Below are 11143 nucleotides of genomic sequence, written 5' to 3'. Positions count from 1 at the left end.
GCCAGTTCGGAAGCCAGACGGCCCAGAGTTTTACCGGTCGCGTCAACAACATACCAGTCGCGTTTTACGGTTTCTGGTTTAGCTGTAAAAGTTTTCATTAAAAGCTTACCCAAATAAATTAGTTACACGTTGGTGAACACCCAAACGTTTTGTCAGTTGAGGTTCACACGACATTGTCCAGCAAACCTACCCCTTCGAATAGCCTATGCCGGCGCAGAGAAAGTTTTGGGAAAAAAACTCTCTTGTAACGTGGGGTCGCAAGATTATAGAGAAGTCGGGGTCAAAGATCGACCCCTTTATGTGATTTGCCGCGGGTTTTGTTTGTCCACGTAGCTCGGCCGAGCGAAGCGGCACCGGGAATTAGCGTAGGGGTTTCCCGGGGTCGGCGTGAACGCCTCGCCCGGGCTACATGGGCCATGCATTTATGGCATGTGCGGGCGTTTGAGGTACTCTTCGCTCTGCATTTCCTGCAAACGCGACAGGCAGCGCTGGAACTCAAACTTCAGCCGCTCCCCTTGATAGATGTTGTAAAGCTCAACTTCAGCGCTCACCACCAGCTTCACGTGACGTTCATAAAACTCATCGACCAGCGCGATAAAGCGTCGGGCTTCGCTCTCAAGCAGCGGCGTCATCACCGGCACGTTATACAACATCACGGTATGGAACAGCCGTGAGAGCGCAATATAGTCGTGCTGGCTACGCGCATCGACGCACAGCGTGGTAAACGATACCGCCAGCGTCTGATTCTCCACGCCGAGCGTTGGCAGTTGACGGTGGTTTATCTCAAGCGTCGTCTGGTTTTGCTGCGGCGTGCCCGCCAGCGCCAGCCACAGTTTGTTCATCTGTTGGCGGGTGTCGTTATTCAGCGGGGAAAGCCACAGATGCGCCTGCGTTAACGTTCGCAGTCGGTAGTCGATGCCTGCGTCCACGTTCATGATGTCGCAGTGCTCTTTAATGGCTTCAATTGCCGGCAGGAAGCGCGCGCGCTGCAAACCGTTTCGATAGAGCTCATCCGGCGGAATGTTGGAGGTCGCCACCAGCGTAATACCGCGAGCAAACAGCGCCTTCATCAAGCCACCCAGCAGCATCGCATCGGTAATATCAGAGACAAAAAACTCATCGAAGCAGAGCACGTCCGTTTCGGCCTTAAAACGCTCCGCCACGATTTCCAGCGGATCGCTGTGCCCCTGCAACTCCCCCAGTTCTTCGTGCACCCGCAGCATAAAACGGTGGAAATGCAGACGCTGCTTACGCGTGCCAGGCAGGCTTTGATAGAACATATCCATCAGCCAGGTTTTGCCTCGTCCTACGCCGCCCCACATATAGAGGCCGCGAACGGCAAGCGGTGTGTCGGACTCTTTTTTACCCAGCAGCTTACCAAAACGCGCACGCAGGCCACCGCCAGATACGGGGGCGGACGTTTTGTTTTGCAGTTCCTGGTAAATGGTGTCGAGGCGGTTAACCGCCTCACGCTGAACGTCATCAGGTTGATGACTGCCCTCTTCGAGAGCCTGGAGATAGCGCGATGTGGGGGACTGGCTTTGCATGATCTAATTGTTATTCCTTTGAAAACCGGTATGTCTTACTTCACGATTGACTAAAAAAAGTCCGTTCTACACTACGCGATGATGCGTCAGGATTCCACTTCTACGGGATTAGCGGTTATAGTGGCACTATCGGGCGCTGGCATGGAGTTGCCGAAGCCGCCAATACCCTATGGAACTATAAAACAACGGGAGATGTTCATGACCTGGGAATACGCGCTAATTGGGTTAGTTGTCGGTATCATCATCGGTGCCGTGGCCATGCGTTTTGGTAATAGCAAATTACGTCAGCAGCAGGCGCTGCAGTACGAGCTGGAGAAAAACAAAGCCGAGCTGGAAGAGTACCGCGAAGAGTTGGTGAGCCATTTTGCGCGCAGCGCAGAACTGCTCGATAACATGGCGGACGACTATCGCCAGATTTATCAGCATATGGCGAAAAGCTCCAGCAACCTGCTGCCGGGCATGTCTCCGGATGCCAACCCGTTCCGTAACCGTCTGGCCGAATCCGAAGCGGGTAACGACCAGGCGCCGGTTCAGATGCCGCGCGACTATTCTGACGGCGCATCCGGTCTGCTCCGCGGTAGCGCAAAACGCGATTAATCTGCATTCCATAAATATTTCACGGGCGCATCACTTGCGCCCGTCCTCTTCTGCTCACGCCGACTATATTTACTTCAATAACATCAGTCTTTTCGGGAAGTATTGTCCTTGCATCCAGGGTCATGAGGGCCAGCATCAATGAAGAAATCGACTTTACTGTTAAGTGCATTGGCATTAAGCATTGGATTATCGCTTGCCGTACCGGCGCCGGTACTGGCTTCGCTGCCAACGCAGGTTCCGGGTCAGGGTAGTCTGCCAAGCCTCGCGCCGATGCTGGAGAAAGTTCTGCCTGCCGTGGTGAGCGTGAAGGTTGAAGGTTCCGCACCGGTGAATCAGCAGGTTCCGGATGAACTGAAGAAGTTCTTTGGTGATGACGGCAGCAATCCGGCCAATGAGCCAACGCAGCAGTTTGAAGGGCTGGGTTCCGGCGTCATCATCGACGCCATTAAAGGCTATGTGCTGACCAATAATCATGTGGTGAGCGACGCGCAGAAAATCAGCGTGCAGCTCAACGATGGTCGCGAATTTGAGGCCAAACTTATCGGCAGCGATGACCAGAGCGACATCGCCCTGCTACAAATCCAGAAAGCCAGCCATCTAACGCAAATTGCTATCGCCGACTCCGATAAGCTGCGCGTAGGCGATTTCGCCGTCGCCGTCGGCAACCCGTTCGGCCTCGGTCAGACCGTAACCTCCGGGATTGTTTCAGCGCTGGGTCGCAGCGGGCTGAACCTCGAAGGGCTGGAAAACTTTATTCAGACCGATGCCGCCATTAACCGCGGTAACTCCGGCGGTGCGCTGCTTAACCTGAACGGCGAGCTGATTGGTATCAACACCGCCATTCTGGCGCCGGGCGGCGGCAGCATCGGTATCGGTTTTGCTATCCCGAGCAATATGGCGCAAACCCTGGCGCAGCAGCTGATTCAGTTTGGTGAAATCAAACGTGGTCTGCTAGGTATTCGCGGCATGGAGATGACGGCCGATATCGCGAAAGCGTTCAACCTTGATGTGCAGCGCGGCGCGTTCGTCAGTGAAGTGCTGCCAAACTCGGGCTCAGCCAAAGCCGGGATTAAGTCCGGCGATGTCATAACCAGCCTGAACGGTAAACCGCTCAACAGCTTTGCCGAACTGCGCTCCCGAATCGCCACCACTGAACCGGGCTCGAAGGTCAAACTGGGCCTGCTTCGCGATGGCAAACCGCTTGAAGTGGAAGTGACGCTGGATAAAAGTACGTCGTCCACCGCCAGCGCACAGCTCATTATTCCGGCGCTGGAAGGGGCAACGCTGAGCGACGGCCAGTCGAAAAGCGGTACCAAAGGCGTGGTCATCTCCAACGTCGAGAAAGGCAGTCCGGCGGCTCAGGTTGGCCTGCATAAAGATGATGTCATCATCGGCATCAACCGCCAGCAGACCGCATCAATTGCTGAGCTGCGTAAGGTGCTGGAAGCCAAACCGGCGGTGATTGCCTTGAACGTCATGCGCGGCAATGAGAGCATTTACCTGCTGATGCGTTAATCCTTAAAAGCCGGAAAGCGGATAAGTGAAATCATGCTGTAGGCCGGATAGGCAAAGCGCCATCCGGCCTACAGCTCACCAAAACCCTTAACGGACCCGCATTGGAAACCGTGTGGAATGTATGTCTGGTAAAGTCGTGGTATGCTTCGCCCAGTTTCCTCATAAACGATGCCTGTATCATGCTTCTAAAGCTCTTACGTTCCGTCGCACTAGGCTTACTGGTTGGCGGCATATTGATTGTTACCGTCCCGTCTTTGCGCCAGTGGAACCCGCTCGCCACTCAGCGCTTTAGCAGCACGGACGAAACTCCTGCCAGCTACAACTCGGCGGTGCGCCGTGCCGCTCCTGCGGTGGTTAACGTCTATAACCGTAGTCTGAACAGCAATACCAACAGCCAACTCGAGATTAAAACCCTCGGTTCCGGCGTGATTATGGATCAGCGCGGATACATCGTTACCAATAAGCACGTCATTAACGATGCGGACCAGATTATTGTCGCACTGCAGGATGGTCGCGTGTTTGAAGCGCTGCTCGTCGGCTCCGATAGCCTGACCGACCTCGCGGTCCTCAAGATTAACGCCACCGGCGGTCTGCCGGTCATTCCGATTAACCCAACCCGCGTGCCGCACATTGGCGACGTGGTACTGGCTATCGGCAACCCGTATAACCTCGGGCAGACCATCACGCAGGGGATCATCAGCGCCACCGGTCGTATCGGCCTGAACCCAAGCGGTCGACAGAACTTCCTGCAAACCGATGCCTCCATCAACCACGGTAACTCCGGCGGCGCGCTGGTGAACTCGCTGGGCGAGCTCATGGGCATCAATACCCTTTCGTTCGATAAGAGCAACGATGGCGAAACGCCAGAAGGGCTAAGCTTTGCCATCCCGTTCCAGCTGGCAACTAAGATTATGGATAAGCTTATCCGTGACGGACGCGTGATTCGTGGTTTCATCGGCATCAGCGGCCGCGAAATTGCACCGCTGCGCGCGCAGGGCGGCAGTATCGATCAGATTCAGGGGATTGTGGTTAACAAAATTGAGCCAGACGGCCCCGCTGCGCAAGCCGGCATTCAGAACAACGACGTGATTATCTCGGTGAACGGTAAACCGGCGGTTTCCGCACTAGAGACCATGGACCAGGTCGCGGAGATCCGCCCAGGTTCAGTGATTCCAGTCGTGGTCATGCGTGACGATAAGAAGTTAACGATGCAGGTAACGATTCAGGAATACCCAGCGTCCAACTAAACGACCAAAAGCAAAGGGGCCCTCGGCCCCTTTGTTATATTCAGCGGTCAGATCTTATTTATTGATAAAATCTTCGCCAAGCTGGATATCTTTTCTCAGCGTATCCAGCATTCCTTCCAGCGCCTGCTGTTCGTAAGCGCTCAGTTTGCCGATAGACTGACGTTCTTCAATCCCATTTTTACCCAGCAGCAGCGGCTGTGAGAAGAAACGAGCATATTCGCCGTCGCCTTCAACATAGGCGCATTCAACTACCCCTTTCTCACCCTGCAGAGCGCGAACCAGGGACAAGCCAAAGCGTGCAGCAGCCTGGCCCATGGACAGGGTTGCTGAGCCGCCACCGGCTTTTGCTTCAACCACTTCGGTACCCGCATTCTGGATACGCTTGGTCAGGTCATTGACTTCTTGTTCAGAGAAGCTGACGCCTGGGATTTGCGACAACAAAGGAAGAATCGTTACGCCGGAGTGGCCGCCGATAACCGGGACCTCGACGTCACCGCATTTTTTACCTTTCAGCTCAGCCACAAAGGTATTGGAGCGGATGATATCCAGCGTCGTAACGCCAAACAGTTTGTTTTTGTCGTATATGCCCGCTTTTTTCAGCACTTCAGCGGCAATGGCCACAGTGGTGTTGACCGGGTTGGTAATAATGCCAATACAGGCTTTAGGCGCGGTTTTTGCGATTTGCTGCACCAGGTTTTTGACAATCCCGGCGTTAACGTTAAACAGATCGGAGCGATCCATACCGGGCTTACGCGCTACCCCAGCAGAGATCAGGACAACATCCGCCCCTACCAGCGCAGGCGTCGCATCTTCACCAGAGAATCCTTTGATTTTGACATCAGTAGGAATATGGCTGAGATCGACAGCCACGCCAGGCGTGACGGGGGCAATATCATAGAGGGAGAGTTCTGAACCTGAAGGCAGTTGGGTCTTTAGTAGTAGGGCAAGCGCCTGGCCAATACCGCCGGCGGCACCAAGGACTGCGACTTTCATCCTAAACTCCTTATTATGGTTAATGACATTCAGGTAATAACCTGTCGTGGACCGCATAACCGACGCAAGAGATACCTGTTGTTACTCCGTTGCGGCGACCTTAATTCACAAGGTAAATAATTACAATATAATTGCTTACAGAATGCGGGTATGACAGCAGCATTGCTGGCGTTACCGCACTACTCCCAGAAAAAGGTCTATCTACGAAACCAAACTTTCATCAACTATCGATTACAATATACTCAGCACGTTGCGTAAAACAACAGCAATTTAATAACAATTCATTTACTTTTAACTTATTTAGATCCCGTGATATAGGCATGTTTCTTAGGTCTAATTTTTGCTAAAATCCGGCCTTTATCTATTTGGCCTAGCCTCTTGGGATAAATTGTTTTGCATAAAAATTCACCTATATGCATAATAATGTTAATTTCACCACCATACTCGGGTGACTTATGCGAAGTTCAACTAAACAAGAAGAATTAGTTAAAGCCTTTAAAGCGTTACTGAAGGAAGAAAAATTTAGCTCTCAGGGCGAAATTGTTCAGGCCTTACAAGAAGAAGGCTTCGATAATATCAACCAATCCAAAGTCTCTCGTATGCTGACGAAGTTTGGCGCAGTGCGAACTCGCAACGCCAAAATGGAGATGGTTTACTGCCTGCCAGCAGAACTGGGTGTACCGACCACCACCAGCCCGTTGAAGAATCTGGTTCTGGATATCGACTACAATGACGCAGTCGTTGTGATTCATACCAGCCCAGGCGCCGCACAGCTTATCGCGCGCCTTCTGGACTCTTTAGGCAAGGCTGAAGGTATTCTCGGCAGCATTGCCGGTGATGACACTATCTTCACCACACCGGCTCGAGGCTTCACTGTTAAAGATCTCTACGAGGCCATTCAGGTTCTGTTTGAACAGGAGCTGTAATCCCTCGTGATACTCCTCTGGTCCCTCCGGAGGAGTCCGCTTTCCCACCGACTCACCCGCCGTTTCTTCTGCCGCTTCGTTAACATTTAGTGCGATTTTCCACCCTAAACCATAGTTTCAGTGAATATATCCCAACTTAACCGCACAAAACATCAAATTATCCTATCCGTTTGATTTTACGCATTATTGACGACGAACTTTGCCAAAATATGCGTTTTTTTATACGTATATCTTCTAAAAATGACGATTCCTGACAACTAATTACACGAGAAACAATTAGCGGGGTATTAATATTTTTCGTGATTAGTGTATACTTAATTTCGTGATGAGGGTCACAAAACAAAGGCCCTCCAAAAAAATACGACGAGGTGAGTATCATGAAAATCAAAACAACCGTTGCCGCTCTGAGCATCCTATCTGTTATCTCGTTTGGCGCTTTCGCCGCTGACTCTATCAACAGCGACCAGGCACAAACCCGTCAAGCAATCGGCACCGTATCTGTCGGCTCTGTCGGTTCAAACCCGATGGACATGCATGAAATGCTGAACAAAAAAGCAGAAGAACAAGGTGCATCTTCTTATCGCATCATTGAAGCGCGTACCGGTGACCATTGGCACGCAACGGCAGAACTGTACAAATAAGTTAGTGTGAAGCAATACGTCGGCATTCAGTAAAAATTTCCACAGCGGTCCCAGGAATCAGCAACAACATCCTCTCACCGCTGCAAAATAAGGTGAGGAGTAAGAATATGAAAAGCGCAATTATCATCGCATCCCTTGGTCTGGCATCTGTACTTTCTTTCGGCGCAAGCGCCGCAGCACACCAGGTAAGTCAGGACCAGGCACAGAACCTGCAATCAATGGGCACCATATCTGTTTCACAGGTTGGTAGCGACCCGATGGATATGCGTAGTGAGCTAGCCGCAAAAGCAGAGAAAGAAGGTGCTAGCAGCTATCGTATTATCGAAGCACGTACCGGTGACCATTGGCACGCTACAGCTGAGCTGTACAAATAAACCCTCGTCGTCTTGACCGACGACTTGCCCTCGCTTTTTGGCGAGGGCTTTTTTTTATCCGCGCTGGACGTTAAAGCGCAGCATCCCTTCCAGCTCTTCTTCTGCTTCATCAAAGAGCAAAATAAGCGCGCCGTAACGTCGTCGCTGCTTTTCGTCCAGATGCAGGAACTCAATCTCCACGGGTAACGGTATTTCTTTGCTGGTCACCACATCCCACAACGTGTCCAGATCGCGTATTTTCTCGCGATCGAGGGCAAAGAGACGGGCGAACTCCCGGTAAAAATCGCCCTGATCCTCTATCTCGTCAAAATCAAAAGTATAGATTTTCATCTTACGCCCTCATCCCATTCAACTGACTAAAGTCCCCCAATGTGCAACGTTTTCACTTCGAGGTACTCTTCCAACCCCAGCACCGAACCTTCGCGGCCAAGCCCGGACTCTTTCATGCCACCAAACGGCCCCAGCTCGGTTGAAACCGCGCATTCGTTAATGCCGATCATCCCACTTTCCAGCGCCTGCGAGACACGGAAGACGCGGGACAGGTTTTGGGTATAGAAATAGGCCGCCAGTCCGTAAGGTGTATTATTCGCGCGATGAATAACATCCTCTTCGTCGCTAAAGCGGAAACAGGCCGCCAGCGGGCCAAAAGTCTCTTCCTGCGCCAGCAGCATCGTTTCCTGACAATCTCCCAATACCGTTGGCTGCCAGAAGTTTCCCCCCAGTGCATGCGGCTGACCGCCGGCTAATACTTTCGCCCCTTTCGATACCGCATCTTCAACGTGCTCACGCACTTTTTTAACCGCAGCAGGCTCAATCAGCGGCCCAACAACGACACCGTCATCCAACCCGTTCCCCACTTTTAACGCTTTCACTGCGGCAGCAAGCTGGCTGACAAAACGCTCATACACGCTGTCATGGATATAAAAACGGTTCACGCTCACGCATACCTGCCCGGCATTGCGGAACTTGTTGGCTATCGCCCCCTTCACCGCAGCATCGATATCAGCATCTTCAAAAACGATATACGGTGCATTCCCCCCGAGCTCCATGGAGACTTTCTTCATGGTTTCGGCCGCGTTACGCACCAGCGTCTTCCCGACCGATGTCGAGCCGGTAAAGGAAATTTTTCGCACGTCATGGCTCGCCATAATAGCGTCGCTTATCTCTAGCGTATTCCCTGCAACCGCATTCAGTACGCCATCAGGGATCCCCGCTTTCTTCGCCAGCGCCAGCAGTGCGAACGCGCATAGCGGCGTGTTATTCGCGGGTTTGATAACACCGGTACAGCCCGCGGCCAGCGCAGGCCCCAGCTTGCGGGTGAGCATTGCCATCGGGAAGTTCCACGGTGTGATAGCCGCGACAACACCGATTGGCTCGCGAGTTGCCAGAATACGTGAACCCGGTTTAGCCGGCGGAATAATCTCGCCATTCGCTCTTTTGCCCTGTTCGGCAAACCACTGAATAAAACTCGCCGCGTAATCCACCTCACCTTCAGCCTCTTTCAACGGCTTGCCCTGCTCGATGGTCATCAGTTTCGCCAGCCAGCTTTTATGTTCGATGATGAGCTGATACCAGCGATACAGCAGTTCTGAACGCGCCTTCGCCGTTTTTGCCCGCCATAGCGGGAAAGCGCGCGCAGCGGCGGCAATGGCCTGCTCCGTCTCCTGTTTCCCGGCCTTCGCGACTTTGGCGACAACCTCGCCCGTCGCGGGGTTGAGTACATCAAAGGTGGTGTCGAGCTGATGCCATTCGCCGTTCACCAGGTAGCCCGTCTGGAAAAGATCGTTGTCCTGCCATGCTTGCGTGGTCATTACACCCTCCTGAATAGTGTTTCCATTTAAGTATAGCTATCGCTTTTGGCGTAATAGTTGTCAGAATAACGAAAGTCTTATTAACGATAAGGAACCTGCGGTGAAGCGCGACAATCCTGTTTTCAATAAGCTGTGTCACGACCTTGGTATGACGCATTTGGCCGTTGAGAGGGTGTCATTCACCCACAACACGCCGGTCTATCCCACCCCCTTTGCCATTGGTGAAGCCGCGGCCTCGGTGCTGGCGCTACAGGGCATGATGCTTGATGTGCTTCGCGGCAAGCAGCAGCCGATTACCGTCGATTGTCATAGTGCCGCCGCCTCAACCCATGCTGTGACCTTCCAGCAGCAGAACGGCTTTAACTGGCAGTACAACGATCCGGATTACCCCACGACCGATTTCTATCTTACTGCCGACAATCGTTGGATATTCCTGCACGGCGGCTACCCGCGTTTACGCGATGGGATCCTCGATATCCTCGATGTGCCAAATAGCCGTCATCGGGTAGCGCAGGCGGTCGCGCAGTGGGAAGCGCACAAGCTGGAGGAGACCATCGCCGAAGCAGGGCTATGCGCCGCTATCGCCCGTAGCCATAAAGAGTGGCTGGCTCATCCCCAGGGGCTTGCGGTCAGCCAGGAGCCGCTCATTCGTCTGACACGGCTAACCGATAGCGCGCCCAAAAACCGTCGTTACGATACGCCACGGGTACTGAAGCCGCTGCGCGTTCTCGACTTCACTCACGTTATTGCCGGGCCAACGGCAACCCGCGGGCTGGCGCAGATGGGAGCCGATGTGCTGCATCTGTCGTCGCCTTATCGCCCGCGTATTCTGCCGTTTGATGTGGATACCAACCACGGCAAGCGCAACGCTTATCTTGAACTCTCCACCGCAGAGGGCCGCGCAACGGCGGCACAGCTGGTGCGTGACGGTGATGTTTTTGTCCAAAGCTACCGCCCCGGCGCTCTCGCCCGCTATGGGCTGAGCGATGAAGAGATGGCGCAGATTAATCCGCAGATCATTACAGTTAATCTGAACTGCTACGGCCACCGCGGGCCATGGAAAGACCGACCTGGCTTTGAGCAGCTTGCTCAGACCGTCACCGGTATGGCGGTTGCACAGGGCGGCACCGGGCAACCGGTGCTGGGGCCAACTTACCCCAATGATTATCTCAGCGGCTATCTCGCCACGCTGGGCGTGCTGATGGCGCTGGAGCGTCAGCGTAATGAAGGCGGAGCATGGCGGGTAGACGTGTCATTGTGCCGGACAGCAACGTGGCTGCAGCAGTTGGGGAGTATTGCGGATTATCAGACGATTGCCCCACCAGACGAGGCGGCGATCGCGCGTTGTATGGTAAGCGAAGAGGGGCCGTTCGGTGAGTTGCGCTATTTCAACAGCGCGCTGGAGCTTGCACAAACGCCGATGGCGTTTGCGATGCCGGCCATGCCTTTAGGTGCACATCGCGCGGAATGGTGGTAAGTCTCCGGTCGTACA

11 protein-coding genes and 1 pseudogene are annotated in these 11143 nt (G+C 53.4%); 7 read left to right on the top strand and 5 right to left on the bottom strand.

The features are described 5' to 3' along the window. Positions 1-98: pseudogene (rplM, locus tag RDN66_RS07370) on the bottom strand (50S ribosomal protein L13); the annotation flags it as partial. 324 nt (positions 99-422) lie between these two features. Then, the gene (zapE, locus tag RDN66_RS07365; protein ID WP_202217102.1) at positions 423-1547 is read right to left on the bottom strand and encodes a cell division protein ZapE; all 1125 of its coding nucleotides are present in this window, start codon (positions 1545-1547) and stop codon (positions 423-425) included. 198 nt (positions 1548-1745) lie between these two features. Here zapE and zapG point away from each other — a divergent pair, with 198 nt between their 5' ends. The 3 genes from zapG (at position 1746) to degS (ending at position 4906) form a co-directional block, all read left to right on the top strand. After that, complete coding sequence (zapG, locus tag RDN66_RS07360; RefSeq protein ID WP_035891191.1) at positions 1746-2144, top strand: Z-ring associated protein ZapG; 399 nt, start codon at positions 1746-1748, stop codon at positions 2142-2144. Positions 2145-2282: 138 nt separating this feature from the next. Continuing rightward, positions 2283-3659, top strand: a complete 1377-nt coding sequence (gene degQ / locus RDN66_RS07355) for a serine endoprotease DegQ (RefSeq protein WP_202217101.1) — start codon at positions 2283-2285, stop codon at positions 3657-3659. Between the two features lie 179 nt (positions 3660-3838). Continuing rightward, positions 3839-4906 carry an outer membrane-stress sensor serine endopeptidase DegS gene (gene degS, locus RDN66_RS07350; protein ID WP_035891193.1) on the top strand — a complete coding sequence of 356 codons (1068 nt, stop codon included), beginning with the start codon at positions 3839-3841 and terminating at the stop codon, positions 4904-4906. A 54-nt stretch (positions 4907-4960) separates the two neighbouring features. Here the strand turns inward: degS and mdh are convergent, their stop codons facing one another. After that, positions 4961-5899: a malate dehydrogenase gene (mdh, locus tag RDN66_RS07345; protein WP_202217100.1), complete on the bottom strand. Its 939-nt coding sequence runs from the start codon at positions 5897-5899 to the stop codon at positions 4961-4963. A 455-nt stretch (positions 5900-6354) separates the two neighbouring features. On the opposite strand from mdh, the gene argR reads away from it, so the two are divergent. The 3 genes from argR to yhcN-B all read left to right on the top strand — a co-directional run bounded on the left by argR (position 6355) and on the right by yhcN-B (position 7840). Continuing rightward, positions 6355-6825 (top strand): transcriptional regulator ArgR, encoded by a 471-nt coding sequence (gene argR / locus RDN66_RS07340; protein WP_035891195.1) that lies wholly within the window; start codon positions 6355-6357, stop codon positions 6823-6825. A gap of 377 nt (positions 6826-7202) precedes the next feature. Then, positions 7203-7466 (top strand): peroxide/acid stress response protein YhcN, encoded by a 264-nt coding sequence (gene yhcN / locus RDN66_RS07335; RefSeq protein WP_035891196.1) that lies wholly within the window; start codon positions 7203-7205, stop codon positions 7464-7466. A 107-nt stretch (positions 7467-7573) separates the two neighbouring features. Further along, positions 7574-7840, top strand: a complete 267-nt coding sequence (gene yhcN-B / locus RDN66_RS07330) for a DUF1471 family stress response protein YhcN-B (RefSeq protein ID WP_035891197.1) — start codon at positions 7574-7576, stop codon at positions 7838-7840. Positions 7841-7894: 54 nt separating this feature from the next. On the opposite strand, the gene RDN66_RS07325 is transcribed toward yhcN-B, so the two are convergent. Beyond that, positions 7895-8170 carry a barstar family protein gene (locus RDN66_RS07325; RefSeq protein ID WP_035891198.1) on the bottom strand — a complete coding sequence of 92 codons (276 nt, stop codon included), beginning with the start codon at positions 8168-8170 and terminating at the stop codon, positions 7895-7897. 26 nt (positions 8171-8196) lie between these two features. Continuing rightward, complete coding sequence (locus RDN66_RS07320) at positions 8197-9651, bottom strand: NAD-dependent succinate-semialdehyde dehydrogenase (protein ID WP_308537742.1); 1455 nt, start codon at positions 9649-9651, stop codon at positions 8197-8199. A 148-nt stretch (positions 9652-9799) separates the two neighbouring features. Here RDN66_RS07320 and RDN66_RS07315 point away from each other — a divergent pair, with 148 nt between their 5' ends. Continuing rightward, the gene (locus tag RDN66_RS07315) at positions 9800-11128 is read left to right on the top strand and encodes a CoA transferase (protein ID WP_202217099.1); all 1329 of its coding nucleotides are present in this window, start codon (positions 9800-9802) and stop codon (positions 11126-11128) included. Positions 11129-11143 lie beyond the last annotated feature (15 nt).

The organism is uncultured Kluyvera sp. (genome assembly GCF_902485085.1).
Classification (GTDB): Bacteria; Pseudomonadota; Gammaproteobacteria; order Enterobacterales; family Enterobacteriaceae; genus Kluyvera; species Kluyvera ascorbata.
The sequence above is the reverse complement of the archived record's forward strand: the minus strand, read 5'-3'. Positions and strand labels throughout refer to the sequence as shown.

Coding starts and splice junctions, on each gene's coding strand:
- zapE (WP_202217102.1), bottom strand. CDS start 1,547: ATGCAAAGCCAGTCCCCCACATCGCGCTATCTCCAGGCTCTCGAAGAG.
- zapG (WP_035891191.1), top strand. CDS start 1,746: ATGACCTGGGAATACGCGCTAATTGGGTTAGTTGTCGGTATCATCATC.
- degQ (WP_202217101.1), top strand. CDS start 2,283: ATGAAGAAATCGACTTTACTGTTAAGTGCATTGGCATTAAGCATTGGA.
- degS (WP_035891193.1), top strand. CDS start 3,839: ATGCTTCTAAAGCTCTTACGTTCCGTCGCACTAGGCTTACTGGTTGGC.
- mdh (WP_202217100.1), bottom strand. CDS start 5,899: ATGAAAGTCGCAGTCCTTGGTGCCGCCGGCGGTATTGGCCAGGCGCTT.
- argR (WP_035891195.1), top strand. CDS start 6,355: ATGCGAAGTTCAACTAAACAAGAAGAATTAGTTAAAGCCTTTAAAGCG.
- yhcN (WP_035891196.1), top strand. CDS start 7,203: ATGAAAATCAAAACAACCGTTGCCGCTCTGAGCATCCTATCTGTTATC.
- yhcN-B (WP_035891197.1), top strand. CDS start 7,574: ATGAAAAGCGCAATTATCATCGCATCCCTTGGTCTGGCATCTGTACTT.
- RDN66_RS07325 (WP_035891198.1), bottom strand. CDS start 8,170: ATGAAAATCTATACTTTTGATTTTGACGAGATAGAGGATCAGGGCGAT.
- RDN66_RS07320 (WP_308537742.1), bottom strand. CDS start 9,651: ATGACCACGCAAGCATGGCAGGACAACGATCTTTTCCAGACGGGCTAC.
- RDN66_RS07315 (WP_202217099.1), top strand. CDS start 9,800: ATGACGCATTTGGCCGTTGAGAGGGTGTCATTCACCCACAACACGCCG.